The organism is Curtobacterium sp. NPDC089185, assembly GCF_040685235.1.
In the GTDB taxonomy this organism is placed as follows: Bacteria; Actinomycetota; Actinomycetes; order Actinomycetales; family Microbacteriaceae; genus Curtobacterium; species Curtobacterium citri.
The window spans coordinates 111,727-129,945 of sequence record NZ_JBFBHK010000008.1; the positions used below are offsets into that span (position 1 = coordinate 111,727).

The 18,219-nt window shown below is 71.9% G+C and carries 16 protein-coding genes; 9 read left to right on the forward strand and 7 right to left on the reverse strand.

Annotated elements, in window-relative coordinates; all coding sequences use genetic code 11:
* Positions 1-3: 3 nt before the first annotated feature.
* From araA to AB0N84_RS10655, 4 genes are all read right to left on the reverse strand, one after another.
* A complete protein-coding gene (gene araA / locus AB0N84_RS10640; RefSeq protein ID WP_363545991.1) occupies positions 4-1,521 on the reverse strand; it encodes an L-arabinose isomerase in 1,518 nt (505 codons plus the stop codon).
* Positions 1,518-2,228 carry an L-ribulose-5-phosphate 4-epimerase gene (locus AB0N84_RS10645; RefSeq protein WP_182045600.1) on the reverse strand — a complete coding sequence of 237 codons (711 nt, stop codon included), beginning with the start codon at positions 2,226-2,228 and terminating at the stop codon, positions 1,518-1,520. Before AB0N84_RS10645 ends, araA begins: the two co-directional genes overlap by 4 nt.
* Positions 2,225-3,988, reverse strand: coding sequence for an FGGY-family carbohydrate kinase (locus AB0N84_RS10650; protein WP_363545994.1), 1,764 nt, complete (start codon positions 3,986-3,988; stop codon positions 2,225-2,227). Before AB0N84_RS10650 ends, AB0N84_RS10645 begins: the two co-directional genes overlap by 4 nt.
* 614 nt (positions 3,989-4,602) lie before the next feature.
* Positions 4,603-5,607 carry a LacI family DNA-binding transcriptional regulator gene (locus AB0N84_RS10655; protein WP_363545997.1) on the reverse strand — a complete coding sequence of 335 codons (1,005 nt, stop codon included), beginning with the start codon at positions 5,605-5,607 and terminating at the stop codon, positions 4,603-4,605.
* A 139-nt stretch (positions 5,608-5,746) separates the two neighbouring features.
* Between AB0N84_RS10655 and AB0N84_RS10660 the strand changes: the two genes are divergently transcribed.
* A complete protein-coding gene (locus tag AB0N84_RS10660) occupies positions 5,747-7,747 on the forward strand; it encodes a beta-L-arabinofuranosidase domain-containing protein (RefSeq protein WP_363546000.1) in 2,001 nt (666 codons plus the stop codon).
* 36 nt (positions 7,748-7,783) lie between these two features.
* Here the strand turns inward: AB0N84_RS10660 and AB0N84_RS10665 are convergent, their stop codons facing one another.
* Positions 7,784-8,830, reverse strand: coding sequence for a substrate-binding domain-containing protein (locus AB0N84_RS10665; RefSeq protein WP_363546003.1), 1,047 nt, complete (start codon positions 8,828-8,830; stop codon positions 7,784-7,786).
* A 180-nt stretch (positions 8,831-9,010) separates the two neighbouring features.
* Between AB0N84_RS10665 and chvE the strand changes: the two genes are divergently transcribed.
* The 3 genes from chvE (at position 9,011) to mmsB (ending at position 12,961) form a co-directional block, all read left to right on the forward strand.
* Positions 9,011-10,141 (forward strand): multiple monosaccharide ABC transporter substrate-binding protein, encoded by a 1,131-nt coding sequence (gene chvE, locus AB0N84_RS10670; protein WP_363546006.1) that lies wholly within the window; start codon positions 9,011-9,013, stop codon positions 10,139-10,141.
* Positions 10,142-10,242: 101 nt separating this feature from the next.
* Positions 10,243-11,793 carry a multiple monosaccharide ABC transporter ATP-binding protein gene (gene mmsA / locus AB0N84_RS10675; protein WP_363546009.1) on the forward strand — a complete coding sequence of 517 codons (1,551 nt, stop codon included), beginning with the start codon at positions 10,243-10,245 and terminating at the stop codon, positions 11,791-11,793.
* The gene (mmsB, locus tag AB0N84_RS10680; RefSeq protein WP_069713109.1) at positions 11,780-12,961 is read left to right on the forward strand and encodes a multiple monosaccharide ABC transporter permease; all 1,182 of its coding nucleotides are present in this window, start codon (positions 11,780-11,782) and stop codon (positions 12,959-12,961) included. The genes mmsA and mmsB overlap by 14 nt, the downstream gene beginning before the upstream one ends.
* A gap of 91 nt (positions 12,962-13,052) precedes the next feature.
* Here mmsB and AB0N84_RS10685 read toward each other — a convergent pair whose 3' ends face one another.
* Entirely contained in the window at positions 13,053-14,333 is a 1,281-nt protein-coding gene (locus tag AB0N84_RS10685; RefSeq protein WP_363546072.1) for an alpha-amylase family glycosyl hydrolase, read from the reverse strand.
* A gap of 123 nt (positions 14,334-14,456) precedes the next feature.
* On the opposite strand from AB0N84_RS10685, the gene AB0N84_RS10690 reads away from it, so the two are divergent.
* The 3 genes from AB0N84_RS10690 to AB0N84_RS10700 all read left to right on the forward strand — a co-directional run bounded on the left by AB0N84_RS10690 (position 14,457) and on the right by AB0N84_RS10700 (position 16,291).
* Positions 14,457-14,855: a DUF3253 domain-containing protein gene (locus AB0N84_RS10690; RefSeq protein ID WP_182045593.1), complete on the forward strand. Its 399-nt coding sequence runs from the start codon at positions 14,457-14,459 to the stop codon at positions 14,853-14,855.
* Positions 14,856-14,890: 35 nt separating this feature from the next.
* Complete coding sequence (locus AB0N84_RS10695) at positions 14,891-15,985, forward strand: SDR family oxidoreductase (protein WP_182045592.1); 1,095 nt, start codon at positions 14,891-14,893, stop codon at positions 15,983-15,985.
* Positions 15,986-16,114: 129 nt separating this feature from the next.
* Positions 16,115-16,291 (forward strand): CsbD family protein, encoded by a 177-nt coding sequence (locus AB0N84_RS10700; protein WP_182045591.1) that lies wholly within the window; start codon positions 16,115-16,117, stop codon positions 16,289-16,291.
* An 87-nt stretch (positions 16,292-16,378) separates the two neighbouring features.
* Here the strand turns inward: AB0N84_RS10700 and AB0N84_RS10705 are convergent, their stop codons facing one another.
* Entirely contained in the window at positions 16,379-17,452 is a 1,074-nt protein-coding gene (locus AB0N84_RS10705; protein WP_363546013.1) for a spore photoproduct lyase family protein, read from the reverse strand.
* A 45-nt stretch (positions 17,453-17,497) separates the two neighbouring features.
* On the opposite strand from AB0N84_RS10705, the gene AB0N84_RS10710 reads away from it, so the two are divergent.
* Positions 17,498-17,809, forward strand: coding sequence for a biopolymer transporter Tol (locus AB0N84_RS10710; protein WP_363546020.1), 312 nt, complete (start codon positions 17,498-17,500; stop codon positions 17,807-17,809).
* A 33-nt stretch (positions 17,810-17,842) separates the two neighbouring features.
* Entirely contained in the window at positions 17,843-18,124 is a 282-nt protein-coding gene (locus tag AB0N84_RS10715) for a hypothetical protein (RefSeq protein ID WP_363546022.1), read from the forward strand.
* Positions 18,125-18,219 lie beyond the last annotated feature (95 nt).

Below are 18,219 nucleotides of genomic sequence, written 5' to 3' on the forward strand. Positions count from 1 at the left end.
GTCCTAGAACCCGCGGTCGAGACGGTGCCACGCCTGCTGGAGGCGCAGCTCGTCGCGGAACCCGCGGGCCGTGGTGTGCTCGTCGATGACGAGGAACTCGGTGCCGACCATGGTCGCGAGGTCCTCGACGACCTGCAGGCCGACGGCCGTCGTCATCACGGTGTGGTGCGCGGCGCCGGCGGTGAGCCAGGCCTCCGCGGCGACGGGGAACGACGGACGCGGTTCCCAGACGGCGCGGCCGACGGGGAGCTTCGGCAGCGCCTCGGTCGGGGGCACGACGTCGACGACGTTCGCGGTCAGGCGGAAGCCGTCGCGGGTGTCGGAGAGCGCGACCACCACGGCCTCGCCGGCGTCGGCCGTGAAGACCAGGCGCACCGGGTCGTCCTTGCCGCCGATGCCGAGCGGGTGGATCTCGAGCGTCGGCGTCGAGGTGGTGAGCGTCGGCGAGACCTCGAGCATGTGCGCGCCGAGGATCTTCTCCGCGCCCGGGGTGAGGTCGTACGTGTAGTCCTCCATCAGGGAGGCCCCACCGGGCAGACCCGCGCCGGCGACGTTCATCGCGCGGACGAGGACGGCGGTCTTCCAGTCGCCCTCGGCACCGAAGCCGTAGCCGTCGGCCATGAGCCGCTGGACCGCGAGGCCGGGCAGCTGCTTCAGCGTGCCGAGGTCCTCGAAGTTCGTGGTGAAGGCGGCAGAACCGTTCTGCGACAGGAGCGCGCGGAGGCCGAGCTCGATCGCCGCTCCGTCGCGGAGCGCCTGGCGACGAGCGCCACCGTCCTGCAGTTCGGGCACCAGGTCGTAGGAGGCGTCGTAGGTCGCGACCAGGGCGTCGATGTCCTGCTCGCTCGCTGCCTCGACCGCTGCCGCGAGCTCGTTCACGGCCCAGGTGTTCACCTGCACGCCGAGCTCGATCTCCGCCTCGGTCTTGTCGCCCTCGGTGACGGCGACGTAGCGCATGTTGTCGCCGAAGCGCGTGAGCTTGAGCTCGCGGACGGCGGCCGCACCGGCCGCGGCGCGGGTCCAGTTCGTCACCCGCTCCTGCACGCGGGGGTCGGAGACGTGCCCGACGGCCGTGGCGTGCCGGACCCCGAGACGCGCCAGGGCGTACCCGAACTCGCGGTCGCCGTGCGCGGCCTGGTTGAGGTTCATGAAGTCGAAGTCGATGTCGCCCCACGGCAGCGCGACGTTCGCCTGCGTGTGCAGGTGCAGCAGCGGCTTCGTCAGCGCCTGGAGGCCACCGATCCACATCTTCGCCGGGCTGAACGTGTGCATCCACGTGGTGACGCCGATCACCCGGTCGTCCGCACTGGCCTCGATGAGGGCGCGGCGGATGCCGTCGGCGTCCTTGAGGACCGGCTTCCACACGAGCTTGACCGGCAGTGCGCCTGCGAGCTGCGCGTGCACGGCCTTGCTCTGCTCCTCGACCTGGCGGAGGGTCTCCTCGCCGTACAGGCCCTGGGAGCCGGTGAGGAACCAGACCTCGTAGCTGTCGAGGGTGGCCTGGGGGTTCACCTGCGTCATCGCATGGCTCCTTCGGGGTTCTGTCCGTAGACGTTCTGGTAGCGGTCGAAGAGTCGATCGACGTCGTCGGGGGCGATGGCCTTCGGTTCGCCGAGTTGGCGGGAGACGTGCACCGTCCGGGCGACGTCCTCGCACATCACGGCGGCCTTCACGGCGTCCTTCGCGTCCTTGCCGATCGTGAACACGCCGTGGTTCTGCATCAGCACCGCGCGGGAGCGGTGGCCGCTGAGCGTGTCGACGATGCCGCGGCCGATCGAGTCGTCGCCGATGATCGCGAAGGGGCCGACCGGGATCGGTCCGCCGAACTCGTCCGCCATCGCCGTGATGACGCACGGGATCTCCTCGGCGCGGGCCGCCCACGCCGTCGCGTAGGTCGAGTGCGTGTGCACGACGCCGCCGACCTCCGGCATGTTCCGGTACACGAAGGCGTGCGCGGCGGTGTCGGAGGACGGGCCGTGCGCGTTGCCCCAGCCGTCCGCCGGGACGCCGTCGAGGGTGCAGACCACCTGGTTCTCCGGGGTCAGGTCGTCGCTCGACACCCCGCTCGGCTTGATGACGAACAGGTCGGTCCCGGGCACGCGCTGCGAGACGTTCCCGCCGGTCCATATCACCAGGCCGTAGCGGACGAGCTCGCCGTGCAGGGCGGCGACGCGCTCGCGGGCCGCGGCGACGGCCGCCTTCGTCTCGTCGGTGGGCGCTTCGGTCATCGGGTCGGCTCCTTCTGCTCGGTCGCTGCTGTCTGCTCGGCCGGGAGGCGCGGCTCGGCTCCGTCGGTCGGCTCGCCCCGGTCGGCGGGCGCGTCCGGGTCGGTCGGCTCGCCCTGGTCCGTCGGTGCGCCGGTGCGGGTCGCCGCTGCCGCCACGTCCTGCACGGGCAGGGCCGCGCGGTACCGGCCGAGGTAGTCCTGGAACCCCTCGACGTCCCGCTGGTCGGGCTCGGCGACGTGGACGGCGTCCCCGCCGAACACCGTGTCGGCGAGGAAGTCCGCCAGCGACCGGTCGGTGTGCTCGAGGTACGCGGCCAGGACGGCGATGCCCCAGGCACCGCCCTCACCGGCGGTCTCCTCGAGGGCGACCGGCACGCGCAACGCCGCGGCGAGCAGGCGCTGCGGTGCCCCGGGCGTGCGGAAGAGACCGCCGTGCGCGGTCATCCGGTCGACGGCGACGTGCTCGCCGTGCAGGACCTCCATGCCGATCGCGAGGGTGGCGAAGGCGCCGTGGACCTCGGAGCGGACCAGGTTGCCGAGGGTGAACCGGGCGCCCGGTGTGCGGAGCAGCAGCGGTCGGCCGTCTTCGACACCGGTCACGGGCTCGCCGGCCAGGTAGTTGAACGACAGCAGACCACCGGCGTCGGGGTCGGCGTCGGCCGCCTCGGCCAGGAGCGTCGCGTAGACGTCGTCGATGCTCGGTGCCGTGGTGCCGGCGCGCTCCCCCGCCGCCTCGGCGAACCGACCGAACACGCGTGCCCACGCCGCGATCTCGCTCGCACCGTTGTTGCAGTGCACCATCGCGACGGCGTCACCCGTGGGGGTCGTGACGACGTCGAGCTCCTCGTGCGGGGTGGACAGCGCCCGCTCGAGCACGACCATCGCGAAGATGCTCGTCCCGACGCTGACGTTGCCGGTCCGGGGCGCCACCGCGTTCGTCGCGACCATGCCCGTGCCCGCGTCTCCCTCGGGCGGGCAGAACGCCACGCCGGGCTGCAGGGTTCCGGTCGGGTCGAGCCAGGCGGCACCCTCGGGGGTCAGCGCACCCGCGTCCTCGCCGGCGACGAGCACGTCGGGCAGCAGTGCGCGGAGGTCGGGGACGCGCTCGCCGAGCAGGTCCTGCGTGGTCGCGAGCATGCCGGCGTCGTAGTCGCGGCGGCCGGGCTCCCCCGGGGCGCTGTCGACCGGTCCGGACTCGATCGGGAACATCCCGCTCGCGTCGCCGACGCCCAGGACGTCCTGGCCGGTGAGCACCCGATGCACGTACCCGGCGAGGGTCGTGATGCCGGCGAGCTGGGCGACGTGGGGCTCCTCGTCCAGCACCGCCTGCACCAGGTGTGCGATCGACCAGCGCTGCGGCACGTTGAAGTCGAGCGCGGCGCTGAGGCGCTCGGCCGCGGGGCCGGTCGAGGTGTTGCGCCAGGTGCGGAACGGCACGAGCAACTCGCCGTCCTCGTCGAACGCCAGGTAGCCGTGCATCATCGCGGAGACACCGGCGGCGCGGAAGGTCGTGGGGCGGACGCCGAACTGCCGCTCGACGTCGGCGACCAGGTCGGCGTAGGCCGCGCGGACCCCGGTCTCGACGGCGACGAGGGGGTAGGTCCACCGGCCGTCGACGTACTCGTTCTCCCACTCGTGGGAGCCGCTCGCGATCGGCCGGAGGTCCTCGTCGACCAGGACCGCCTTGATCCGGGTGGAGCCGAGCTCGATGCCGAGGGTCGTGCGGCCCTGTTCGACCTGCTGTCGGCGGTCGTCGCTCATGTGTCCTCCCGAGACCTCGTCGTCCTGCGTGAGCGCTCACATCCTGGCACGTGAGCGCTCACGCCTGCAACGCGACGGCGCGCCGCCCTGCTCGCGCGCGCCGGACCCACCCGCCGCCCGCCCGCCGAACGCCCACCGCCCGCTCGCCGAACGCCCTCCGCCCGCCCGCCGAACGGGCCGTTCCCGTAACCCTCGACGCCGCCCGGCGACGGATCCCGCCCGCTCGACGATCCTCACGCGGCGTGTCCTGCCCGCTCGGCGCCGTCCCACTCCACCCGCCTCGCCCGCACACCCGCACCCGCACCCGCCCGGAACCGTGGGGCGCCGGCCGCCCTCCCGCTGAGCGGGCCGTTCCCGTCACACCCGACGCCGCCCGGCGACCGATCTCGCCCGCTCGGCGATCCACGCGCGGAATGTCCTGCCCGCTCGGTGCCCGACCCACTCCGCCCGACTCATCCGCGCCGACCCGCCCGGGTCGTGCTCGCCGAGGTCCCACGACTCGCCGCTCGCGTGCCGTCGGGGTCCCGAGGAGCAGGGCGCAGGCCGCCGAGATGCCGCAATTGCGGAACCCGGGGAACCAGCGCGACGCCGAGCGCGACGCCGGGCCGCCCGGCCTAGGCGCCGACCGTGCTCTCGCGCACCACCAGGGACGGCGTCACCGACACCGACGCGGGCCGGCCACCGGCGACGAGCTCGAGCAGCGACCGCCCGGCGATCCGCCCGAGTTCGTCCAACCGCATGTCGACGGTCGTCAGCGGCGGACGGCTCGCCAGCGCCACCACGTCCCAGTCGTCGTAGCCGGTCACCGCGACGTCGCCGGGGACGCTCCGGCCGGTCTCGCGCAGCCGGTCGCACACCCCGCGGGCGATCTGGTCGTTGCCGCACACCACCGCGTCCACGTCGGCCTGGGCACGGTCGAGCAGGTCCACGGCCTGCCGCCCCCACCGCTCCGACCACTCGCCGTGCATCGGCTCCCCCACCATGCGGTCCCCGAGCACCGACCGGGCTCCGGCCGCGCGGCTGACGGCGGAACGGGCGTCGGCCGGGCCGGAGACCACGGCCACCCGGCGCCGCCCGAGTGCCAGCACGTGCGCCGCGGCGTCGGCCGCACCCCCGGCGTCGTCGAGGGTGACCGACACGTCCGTCGCCGAGGTGGACGGGGTCAGCGCGTAGACGACCGGCACGGGGACGGGGACGTCGATCGGGGGGCGGGCGTCGGCGGAACGGCCGGTGACGATGATGCCGTCGACCCCGCGGGCGACGAGCGAGCGGAGGTAGTGGGCCTCGCGGACGTGATCGTCGCGGGTGTCGGCGAGCAGGACCATGACCTCGCCGGCGGACAGGGCGTCCTCGGCCCCGAGCAGCACCGGCATCGTGAACCGTCCGAACGAGTCCGTCGTGACCATGCCCACGGTGTACGTGCGTCCGGACGACAGCGCACGAGCCCGGGCGTCGCCGACGAACCCGAGCTTCTCGGCGGCGTCCTTCACCCGCGCACGGGTCTCGGCGCGCAGCTGCCCCGTGTCGTTGAGGGCCTTCGAGGCCGTCCCGATCGACACCCCGGCGAGCGCGGCGACGTCGGTGATGCGGGTGGGGCGGCCACTGCGGTCCTGGGGCACGGCAACGTCCTTTCCGATCGGCGGTCGCGGTCCGAGCTTACGCACAGCGGGTCTTGTGCAGCCGCGCGGCCTGCCGTAGCGTCAGCTGCGGAAAGCGCTTTCCGCTCGGATCGCCGCTCGCCGGACGCAAGGAGGCGCCATGACCACCACGACCGCGACCGCCAGTGGTACGCACACCGCGACCCCGGCCCTCCCGACCGAGGACGCACACCTCGCACTCCGCCCGCTGCCCGCCGGGCAGGCCCGCATCACCGGCGGCTTCTGGGCACTCCGTCAGGAGCGCAACGGGCGGGACGCGATCCGCAGCGGGTACCGGCAGCTCGAGGCCGCGGGCAACTTCCGCAACCTCCGCATCGCCGCCGGCGACGAGCAGGGCGAGGCGGTCGGCCCGATCTTCATGGACTCGGACGTCACGAAGTGGCTCGAGGCGGTGGCGTGGGAGTACGGCCGCGCCCCGGCCGACGACCTGCTCGAGCTGCAGCGCGAGGTCACCGCCCTGTACGGCCGGGCACAGGCCGACGACGGCTACCTCGACTCGGTGCAGCAGGTCCGCGGCGCGGGCGAGCGGTACACGGACCTCGAGTGGAGCCACGAGCTGTACTGCGCCGGGCACCTGTACCAGGCGGCCGTCGCCCAGCACCGGGCCACGGGCGACACCGGGCTGCTCGAGATCGCGACCGAGAACGCCGACCACCTGGTCCGCACGTTCGGCGACGGCACCGCACCGGACGGCACGCCGAAGCTGCACGACATCGACGGCCACCCCGTCGTCGAGACGGGACTCGTCGAGCTGTACCGCGAGACGGGCACCCGCGCCTACCTCGACCTCGCGCACTGGTTCGTCGACGCCCGCGGGCACGGCATCATCGAGCGCGCCGGCGGCGAGCCGACGTACTTCTCCGACCGGGTCCCGGCGCGCGAGGCGACCACCGTCGAGGGGCACGCCGTGCGCGCGGTGTACCTGGCAGCCGGAGCGGTGGACGTCGCGATCGAGACCGGCGACACCGAACTCCTCGCTGCGAGCGAGCGGCAGTTCGCCGACATGCAGGCGACGAAGGCGTTCATCACCGGTGGGCTCGGCGCGCGCTGGGACTGGGAGGCGTTCGGCGACCCGTACGAGCTCCCGACGGACCGCGGCTACGCGGAGACCTGCGCCGCGATCGGCGGGATCCAGTGGGCGTGGCGCCTGCTCCTCGCGACCGGGAAGCCCGTCTACGCCGACGCGATCGAGCGCCTGCTCTACAACGCGTTCCTGCCGGGCGTGAGCCTCGCCGGCACCGAGTACTTCTACGTGAACCCGCTGCAGCACCGCGACGCCGCCCACCGGGACGAGAACCGCTCCCCCGCGCACGGCCGCCGCGGCTGGTTCGACTGCGCGTGCTGCCCGCCGAACATCATGCGGACGTTCGCGAGCCTGGACGGCTACCTCGCGACGACGACCGACGGCGGCCTGCAGGTCCACCAGTACGCCACCGCGGACCTCGGACCGGTGCGCGTCGAGACCGGCTACCCGCACGACGGCCGCGTGGTCGTCACGGTCACCGAGGACGGCCCTCTGGCCCTCGGCCTGCGCATCCCCGCGTGGTCGGACACCACGACGGTCACGGGCGCGGGCGGCGAGGCCGACCCGGCCCCCGGCACGCTCCACGTCGTCGAGCGCGAGTGGACCGCCGGCGACACCGTCGAGCTCCGCTTCGACACGACCCCGCACCGGTACGTCGCCGATCCCCGCATCGACGCCGCCCGCGGACAGGTCGCGATCGAGCGCGGCCCGCTCGTCTACGCCGTCGAGCAGGCGGACCAGCAGGGCTTCACGGTCGACGACCTGACGGTCGACGCCACCGCGCCGATCACCGAGGAGCGCCGCGACGACCTGCTCGACGGCGTCGTCACGCTGCGCGTGTCCGGGTCCGCCCCGGCGCAGCACGAGCAGCCAGCGTGGCCGTACCGACGGCTGGACGAGCCGGGAGGCGCTGGTCGCGCCGGGCACGCGACCATCGTCGTCGACGCGGCCGACCCCGGCGACGCGACCACGGGCCTCGAGGCCGGGTCACCCGTCACCGCGACCGCCGTGCCGTACTACGCGTGGGCGAACCGCGGCGCCGCACCGATGCGCGTCTGGCTCCCGCTGCAGCGCTGAGCCGGGTGCCCGACCGGGGCCCGCAGCGCGCCAGGGTCACGCGCTCCGGCGCACCACCAGCTCCGGCCGCAGCAGCGCCTGGTCCATCGGCGCACCCTCGACGACCGCACGCACCGCCGCGAGCACCCGCTCCCCCATCGCCACGAAGTCCTGCCGCACCGTGGTGAGCGGCGGGGTGAAGTGCGCGGCCTCCGGGATGTCGTCGAAGCCCACGACGGCGATGTCGTCCGGCACGCGGAGCCCCTCGTCCGCGAAGGCGTGCAGGACCCCGAGCGCCATCTGGTCGTTCCCCGCGAACACCGCGTCGACGGCGTGCACGTCGATCGTCCGCGCCGCCGCGAAGCCGCTCGCCGGGGTCCAGTCGCCGTCGAGGACGACCGGCTCGAGGCCCGCCTCGCGCATGATCCGCTCGAAGGTGGCGCGGCGCACCTCGGACTCCTGCGACACCGCCGGTCCGGCGATGTGCACGATGCGTCGGTGCCCGCGCGCGAACAGGTGGTCCATCACGAGCGTCGTGCCCGCGGCCTGGTCGATCGCGACGGCGGCCACGCTCGGCGCCGCCGGGGTCAGGGCGTCCCGCTGCACGGCGTTGGCGACGACGACCGGCACCGAGACCGGGATGGTCAGGGACGCGAGGGCGTCGAGCACGCGGTTGTCGGCGGCGACGAGCACGATCGCGGCGACGTCCTGCGCCAGCAGCGTGGTGAGCGCCCCGGACAGGTCGATCGGGCGCGGCTCGTCCGGCAGCGTCGAGAGCAGGACGTGGTAGCCCGCCGACCGGGCCGCCCGCTCGAAGCCGATCGCCGTGCTCGACGGCCCGTACAGCGCGTCGCCCGCGGTGATGATGCCGAGCGCCCGGCTGCGTCCGCCGGCGAGAGCCCGGGCCGCGGCCCGCGGGCGGTACCCGAGGGCCGCGACGGCGTCCGTCACCTGGGACCGGTAGGCCTCGCGCACGGTCGGGTCGCCGTTGATCACCCGGGAGACGGTCTGGTGGGAGACGCCCGCGCGCTCGGCGACGTCGAAGATCGTCGGGGCCTTGCGGCGTCTGCCGCCGGGACCCCCGAGCGCGGTCGTGGTCGTCACCTGGCCGAGCGTAGCGCCCGGTCCGCCCCGCGCGGCAACATCTCGGATCGGTCACGACGAGTTGACACCCCGCCACGGAACCCTCAGTATGTGAGCGCTCACACGAGCACATCCCACGGGGCACAGCAGCCCCGGCACCCGAGTGCGTCGATGTCGACGCGCAGGAACAGAGGTACTTCGATGATGAAGCGCAGGATCGTCGCGGGCGTCGCAGCCTTCGGCATCGCCATCGCACTGGCCGGCTGCTCCGCAGGCGGACGCGGCGCCACCGGCAGCGGTGACGGCGGCGGCGACAACAAGGGCGCCCTGGTCGGCGTCGCCATGCCGACCAAGGTCTCCGAGCGGTGGATCAAGGACGGCGACGCCGTCAAGAGCGACCTCGAGAAGGCCGGCTACAAGGTCGACCTCGAGTACGGCGACAACAAGGTCCAGCAGCAGGCCCAGCAGGTCAGCAACATGATCACCAAGGGCGCGAAGGTGCTCATCATCGCGTCGATCGACGGTGGCGCGCTCTCCGACCAGCTCGACCAGGCGGCGAAGGCCGGCATCAAGGTGATCTCGTACGACCGCCTGCTCACCGGCAACAAGAACGTCGACTACTACGTGTCGTTCGACAACTACAAGGTCGGCGTCGACCAGGCCACCTCGCTGCTGACGGGCCTCGGGCTCGTCGACGCGGACGGCAAGAAGACCGGCAAGAAGGGCCCCTTCAACATCGAGGTCTTCGCCGGCTCGCTCGACGACAACAACGCGGGCTTCTTCTTCAACGGCGCGATGGACACCCTCAAGCCGTACCTCGAGGACGGCACGCTGAAGATCGGCTCCGGCCAGGACCAGCTCTCGCAGGCCGCCACGCAGCAGTGGGACCCGGCGACCGCCAAGGCCCGCATGCAGAACCTCGTCGCGTCGACCTACTCCGGCGGCACGAAGCTCGACGGCGTGCTCTCGCCCTACGACGGCATGTCGATCGGCATCATCTCGGCCCTGCAGGGCGCCGGCTACGGCTCGGGTGACCGTCCGCTGCCGATCGTGACCGGCCAGGACGCCGAGGCCGCCTCGGTCAAGTCGATCATCGCGGGCCAGCAGTACTCCACCATCTACAAGGACACGCGCAAGCTCGCGAAGCAGTCCGTGACGATGGCCGAGGACCTGCTCACCGGCAAGACCCCCGAGACGAACGACGACAAGAGCTACGACAACAAGGTCAAGGTCGTCCCGACCTACCTGTTCCAGCCGACCGTCGTCACGAAGGACAACTACAAGGAAGTCCTCGTCGACTCGGGCTACTACACCGAGGCCGACCTCAAGTAGTCGCAACCATCCACAGGACTGGAGGCGCGGTGCGGCCCCGCACCGCGCCTCCAGTCCGTCTCCACCCGCGCGCACGCGCGGACGACGGAAAGGCGGTCCACATGGCGGACACCATCCTCGAGATGCGGGACATCACGAAGACCTTCCCCGGTGTGAAGGCGCTGCAGGGCGTCTCGATCGAGGTCGAGCGCGGCCAGGTCCACGCGATCTGCGGCGAGAACGGCGCGGGCAAGTCGACCCTGATGAAGGTGCTGTCGGGCGTCTACCCGCACGGCTCCTTCGACGGCGAGATCCTGCTCGACGGCAAGCCGGTGCAGTTCGGTGACATCAACGACTCCGAGAAGGCGGGCGTGGTGATCATCCACCAGGAGCTCGCACTCAGCCCCTTCCTGTCGATCGCCGAGAACATCTTCCTCGGCAACGAGCGCGTCAAGGGCGGGCTCATCGACTGGAACAAGACGAACCTCGAGGCCGCGGCGCTGCTCAAGCGCGTCGGGCTCAAGGACAACCCCGTCACCAAGATCACCGACATCGGTGTGGGCAAGCAGCAGCTCGTCGAGATCGCGAAGGCACTCTCGAAGGAGGTCCGGCTCCTCATCCTCGACGAGCCGACCGCCGCGCTGAACGACGACGACTCGGAGCACCTGCTCGAGCTCATCCGCTCGCTGCAGGCCGAGGGCATGACGGCGATCATCATCAGCCACAAGCTCAACGAGATCGAGGCGATCGCCGACAAGGTCACGATCATCCGCGACGGCAAGACGATCGAGACGCTCGACATGCACGGCGACGACGTCTCCGAGGACCGGATCATCCGGGGCATGGTCGGTCGCGACCTGTCGAGCCGCTACCCGGAGCGCGAGCCGAAGATCGGCGAGGAGCTCCTGCGCATCGAGGACTGGACCGTCCACCACCCGCTCGACGGCTCCCGCGAGATCATCCACCAGGTGAACCTCGACGTCCGCGCCGGCGAGGTCGTCGGCATCGCCGGCCTCATGGGCGCGGGCCGCACGGAACTCGCGATGAGCGTCTTCGGGCACTCGTACGGCACCGGCATCTCCGGCACGGTCTACAAGCGCGGCGTGCCGATCAAGACGAACACCGTGACGCGGGCGATCGACAACGGCATCGCCTACGCCACCGAGGACCGCAAGCGGTACGGCCTCAACCTCATCGACGACATCAAGCGGAACATCTCCGGCTCGGCGCTCGGCAAGCTCGCCGACTGGGGCTTCGTGAACGCGTCGAAGGAGACCACGGTGGCCGGCGGCTTCCTGAAGAGCATGAACATCAAGGCGCCGAACGTCGACGCCGTGACGGGCAAGCTCTCCGGCGGCAACCAGCAGAAGGTCGTCCTGTCGAAGTGGATGTACGCCGACCCCGACGTGCTCATCCTCGACGAACCGACCCGCGGCATCGACGTCGGCGCGAAGTACGAGATCTACACGCTCATCAACGCGCTCGCCGACCAGGGCAAGGGCGTGATCGTGATCTCGTCCGAGCTGCCCGAGCTGCTCGGCATCTGCGACCGCATCTACACACTCTCCGAGGGCACGATCACCGCTGACGTGCCCCGCTCCGAGGCCACACCCGAGGTCCTCATGCAGTACATGACCCAGGAACGGGAGACCCCAGTCAATGAACGCGCTTAAGTCCGCCGCCGGCTACCTGACCGGGCAGCTCCGACAGATCGGCCTGTTCATCGCGCTGATCGTCATCGTCATCTTCTTCCAGGTGGCGACGAGCGGCATCACGCTGGCCCCGATCAACGTCTCGAACATCATCGTCCAGAACAGCTACATCCTGATCCTGGCGATCGGCATGGTCATGGTGATCATCGCCGGCCACATCGACCTGTCGGTCGGGTCGGTCGTCGCCTTCAGCGGCGCGATGGCCGGCGTGATGATCACGCAGTGGGGCATCCCGTGGCCCGTGGCGGCACTCCTCTGCCTCGTCGTCGGTGCGCTCGTCGGCGCCTGGCAGGGCTTCTGGATCGCGTACTTCGGCATCCCGGCGTTCATCGTGACGCTCGCCGGCATGCTCGCCTTCCGCGGTGCCACCCAGATCGTGCTGCAGAACCAGCAGATCTCGCCGTTCCCGGAGGGCTTCCGCTCGCTCGGCTCCGGCTTCCTGCCGTCGTTCGGCACCACGGGCTACGAGCCGCTCACGATGATCCTCGGCATCGCGGCCGCCGCCGTCATGGTGATCTCCGCGTTCCGTGGGCGCATCACGCGCCGCAAGTACCAGCTCGAGAGCGAGCCGTTCGCCTGGTTCATCGTGAAGACGGCCTTCGGCGCCGCACTCGTGATCTACGTGGCGCTGCTGCTCGCCAGCTACAACGGCACCCCGATCGTGCTCGTCGTGCTCGGCCTGCTCGTGGTCGTCTACTCGGTGGTCATGCGCAGCTCGGTGTTCGGTCGCCACGTCTACGCGATCGGTGGCAACGCCCTCGCCGCGCAGCTGTCCGGCGTCAAGACCAAGCGCGTCACGTTCCTGCTCTTCGTGAACATGGGCGTCATCGCGGCCCTGGCGGGCGTGGTCTTCACGGGCCAGCTCAACCTGGCCGCCCCGGGTGCCGGCAACGGCTTCGAGCTCGACGCCATCGCGGCCGTGTTCATCGGTGGCGCCGCGGTCACCGGCGGCATCGGCACGGTGCCGGGTGCGATCGTCGGTGGTCTCATCATCGGCATCCTGAACAACGGCATGTCGATCCTCGGTGTCGGCACCGAGTACCAGTCGCTCATCAAGGGCCTGGTGCTGCTCGCCGCCGTCGCGTTCGACGTGTTCAACAAGCGCCGGGCAGCGTCCGCGCGCAAGTAGCGGTCGGTCCCCGGCCGCCGAGGCTCGGGTCGGCGGACAGTTTCGTGGTCGTGGGACCACGGGACCGTCCGCCGGCCCGAGTCTCGTTGCGTCAGGACGTCAGGACGGCCCACCCGGCGGCCGGGAGGCGCAGGGTGCCGTCCCGCAGGTCGCCACCGCCCGCCTCGACCCGCGTCGCGTCGGCGGCGGGCAGCTCGACGGGGTCGTCCGCCAGGTTCAGGGCGGTCACCACCGCGACGTCGGCCGTCGCGGTGCGCAGGACGACCGCGGTGTTGGTCAGGTGGACGACGTCGGTGTGGGCGCGGTGCAGCCACGGGTTGCGCCGCCGCAGGGCCACGAGCGCCTCGACCGCGTGGGTCAGGTCGGTCGGCTCGGGCGCGGTCGACGGCAGCTCCGGTCGCACCGCGTCGTCGCCGCCCTCGCGCTCCTCCTTGACCGCGGTCCAGCCGTACTCGTCGCCGGCGTAGACGACGGGCGTGCCCGCGACGGTGAACAGCACCGCCGCCGCGTGCCCCGCGAACCGCTCCCCCACCGCGCTCGCGATGCGGGTGACGTCGTGGTTGCCGACGAAGGTCGTCGGGACGAACGTGCCCAGCAGAGCGTCGTGCCGTTCGACCGCGTGCGCGAGCTCGAAGCAGTTCCGGTCCGCGATGCCGTGCCAGACCGCCTGCCACAGCTCGTACTGCGTGGTCGAGTCCATCGTCGACTGTGCGACGACGGCCGCCGCGTCGCCGTGGATGACCTCGCCGCTGAACCACGCGTCGGGGAAGCGCTCCCGGACGCGCGGCAGCACCCGCGCCCAGAACGCCGGCGGCACCGCGTAGGCCGCGTCGAGCCGCCACCCGTCGATGCCGCGCCCCAGCCAGTACGTCATCACCTCGACCACCAGGTCCTCGGCGGCACGGCCCTCGTGGTCGAGCGCGACGAGGATGTCGTGCCCCTCGAAGTCCCGGACCGGCACGGGGTCCCCGGCCTGCCAACCGGACCGCTCGACCGCGAAGAGCTCCGCGGTCGGGGCGTCCGGGCCCTGTTCCTCGAGCGCACGGAAGGCGGGGTGCTCGCGCCCGACGTGGTTGAACACGCCGTCGAGCACGACCCGGACGCCGCGCTCGTGGGCAGCCCCGACGAGTGCGTCGAGGTCGGCGTCGTCGCCGAGCCGCGGGTCGACCCGGAAGTGGTCGACCGTGTCGTACCCGTGCGTCGAGCTCGCGAACACCGGGCCGAGCAGCAACCCGTTCAGCCCGAGGTCGACCACGTGGTCGAGCCAGGGCACGAGCCGCTGGAGCCGGTGCTCGACGGCACGCTCGTCGACCGGGGTCCCCGGTCGGACGTCGGCGCCGACGGCCCCGAGCGGGTAGACGTGCCACCACATGACGTGCTCGACCCAGGCGGGCTCGTGCGGGCGGAGGGGATTCGGGACCGGGTTCACCGCTCCGATGCTGCCAGCCGGGTCCGGGCTGTGCACAGGTCCGGACCCGGGGACGAGGATGGGTGCATGGGACGATCGATCAGGACCGCCGAGGACGCGGCGGCGTCGGAGCAGGCGCACGCGGAGCGGACCTGCGCATCGTGCGGCCGCCGGATGCCGTCGTCGGCCCCGCACGACGCGAAGTACTGCTCGGCGGCGTGTCGGAAGCACGGCCTCGACGACACCGACCGCGCGCTCGAACAGCGGATCGACGAGCTCCTCGCCGCCCGTGCGCGGAGCGCGAGCATCTGCCCGTCCGAGGTCGCCCGGTCCGTCGCCCCGGACGACTGGCGCCCGCTCATGGAGCCGGCACGACGAGCGGCCCGGCGGATGGTGGCGCGGGGCGAGGTCGAGATCACGCAGCACGGCAGTGTGGTCGATCCGTCCACGGCGAAGGGCCCGATCCGGATCCGCCGCCCCCGGTAGGGAACACCTGTCGTCGGCACGCGTTGCACCCGACGATGACGACCACCACAGAACCGATCCCCGCCCGCCCCGAAGCCCTCGTCGTGGGGGCCAGCGGCATCACCGGCTCCGCCCTCGTCGACCACCTGCTCGACCTCGGGTGGGCCGTGACCGCGCTCTCCCGCCGTCCGCTCCCCCGCGACGGCGTCCGGACCGTCCCCGCGGACCTGCGCGACCCGGACTCGCTCCGGGCGGCGCTGGCGGACGAACGCCCGACGCACGTGTTCTTCACCGCCTGGCAGCGACAGGACACCGAGGCCGAGAACATCCGGGTCAACGGCGGCATGGTCCGGGACCTGCTCGCCGCCCTCGCGCACGCGCCGCTCGAGCACGTCGCGCTCGTCACCGGCCTGAAGCACTACCTCGGCCCGTTCGAGGCGTACGCCGCCGGCGAGATGCCGGACACGCCCTTCCACGAGGAGGAGCCGCGCCTGGACACCCCGAACTTCTACTACGCGCAGGAGGACGAACTGTTCGGCGCCGCCGAGCGCCAGGGCTTCACGTGGTCCGTGCACCGCTCGCACACGGTGATCGGCCACGCGGTCGGCAACGCGATGAACATGGGCCTGACGATCGCGGTCCAGGCCACGCTCGCCAAGGAACTCGACCTCGACTTCGTCTTCCCCGGCAGCGAGGCGCAGTGGAACGGCCTGACGGACATGACCGACTCGGGCATCCTCGCCGAGCACATGGTGTGGGCGGCGACCAGTCCCGAGGGGGCAGACGAGGCGTTCAACGTGGTCAACGGCGACGTCTTCCGCTGGCGGTGGATGTGGCCGCGGCTCGCCGCGCACCTCGGCGTCGACCCGGCACGCGTCGTCGGGTACGCGGACCGTCCGCGCCCGCTCGAGGAGCAGATGGCCCCGCACGAGTCGGCGTGGGCGGACATCGCGGAGCGGCACGGACTCGTCGAGTCCGACATCGCGCGCCTGGCGTCCTGGTGGCACACCGACGCCGACCTCGGCCGTGCGATGGAGGTCGTGACCGACATGGGCAAGAGCCGCGAGGCGGGCTTCACGGCCTTCCGCCGGACCGAGCGCGCCTTCACCGAGCTGTTCGACCGCTACCGCGCGGACCGGCTCGTCCCGTAGTCGTACCCCGCTGGTACCGGTCGGGGTACAGCAACCTCCGGCCCTGCCGCGAGCCGTCCACCGAAGGGTGGTTGTGTCGAGTGCACAGGCGCCGGGGACCCTCGGCGGTTCCCGGAGGAAGGAAGCACCATGTCGCTCGGAGACAAGGCCAAGGACGTCACGCAGAAGGTCGCCGGCAAGGTCGAGGAGGCCGTCGGCAAGAAGACCGACGACGCCGAACTCAAGCACCAGGGCCAGAAGGACCAGGTCATGGGCGAGGGTCGCCTCGACAAGGAGAAGGCCAAGGACGCGTTCGACGGCAAGTGATCGTCGATCACCCGTGACGCCCGCACCGCTCGACGGTGCGGGCGTTCGTCGTTCCGGGCCGTCGCCGACGTCGGCCTGGCCGTCGACTCAGAACGCGTAGCGGATGGTGCAGGACGGCAGGTGCTCGGCGACGAGCTCCCGGAAGCGCTCCACGAGCTGCCCCTTCATCCCCGACCGGTAGCGCACGTTGACGGCGCCGTTCTGCGACACCTTCTGCTCCTGCAGGTCGGGACGCCAGAGCAGGTCCTCGGCCTTCGGGTGCCAGCCGAGGTTCACCTCGTGCAGGGGCTGGTTGTGCGTGAGGAAGATCACCTCGGCGGCGAGCTGCGCCTTCGCGGCCGGTGACAGCACGTCGTCGACCTGACGGAGCAGCTCGGCCCAGTCGGCCTCCCACGTCTGGGTGAGGATGACCGGCGAGAAGTTGAGGTGGACCTCGTACCCGGCGTCGACGAAGTCGTTCACCGCGGCGATGCGCTCGGCGATCGGGCTCGTGCGGATGTCCGTCACCTTCGCGGTCTCGTGCGGCATGAGGGAGAACCGGATGCGCGTGCGCCCCAGCGGGTCCCAGTCGAGCAGGTCGCGGTTGACGTACTTCGTGGCGAACGAGGCCTTCGCCGTCGGGGTCATCCGGAACAGGTCGCAGAGGTCGCGCACGTTGTCGCTGATCATCGCGTCGACCGAGCAGTCGCTGTTCTCGCCGATGTCGTAGACCCAGGCGTCCGGGTCGCACTGGTTCGGCTCGGTCTTCGGGCCGTGCTTGGCGATGTTCCTGGCGACGTGCTTCGTGATCTGCTCGATGTTCGCGAACACCGTCACCGGGTTCGAGTACCCCTTGCGGCGCGGGACGTAGCAGTAGGCGCACGCCATCGCGCAGCCGTTCGCGGTCGACGGGGCGATGAAGTCCGCGGAGCGACCGTTCGGCCGGGTCACGAGGGACTTCTTGACGCCGAGCACGAGCGCCTCGGTCTTGATCCGCACCCAGCGCTGCACGTTCCGCTCGTCGCCGTGCACCTCGGGGATGTTCCAGTGCGAGGCGACGGGCACGATCTCGGCCTCGGGCCAGCGCCCGACCACCTCCTGCCCCCGCGGGAGCTGGAGGGCGGCGTCCTCGGCGTAGATCCGCTTGACGTCGAGCATCGGACGGGTGCGCGCTTCGGTCATCGACACCTGTCTACCGCCGACCACCGACGGTGCAGACTCGGGAGCATGACCGCCGAGCCCGACGACCACTTCTTCGTCGTGGACGGCCGCCGCTGGCGCCGGACCGACCCCGCGCTCCCGGAGGACGTCGCCGCGGCCCTCCGCTCCCACCTCGGTCGCGGTCGCAACGCGGTGAAGCGGGCGAAGCAGGCCGGCGACGAGGACGCCCTCGCTGCCGCCCGGCACCGCAACGGCCTGGCGAAGCACGGCCTCGGCGAACGCGGGCCGGAGTGGTGGTCGCGCCCCGAGGCCGACCGGATCGCCGACGCCCGTCGTGCCCTGGCCGACCTCGACGCCCTCGACGCGGACTCACCGTGACGATCCTGACCCGGTAGCCCCGTCCGGACGGTCGTGTCGGTCCGGCTCCCCCGCGTCGCCGTCCGCCTGACCGAGGACCGACTCGAGTACGTCGGCTTCCTGCTCTCGTGGTCCGCACCGCGGGCCGGGATCGACACCGTGCTCGACGACGCCTTCGTCGAGTGGCGGGACGAGCGCGGTGTCGAGCACCGGCGGCAGATCGGGTTGCTGACCCGAGCATGGGAGGACGACGGCACGAGGTCCGCTCCGCGGTGGCGCTGGCGCCGCGAAGGGTTGCTCCGGGTGCGCCACTGGGCGGACGCCCGCGCCTGCTGATCCTTCCCAGGACGCCCGCGATGGGAAGCGAGAACGGGCGTACCCGGTCGGGCGTTCCCACCAGGGACGCCCGTTCCGACCAGCTCCGCCCGATC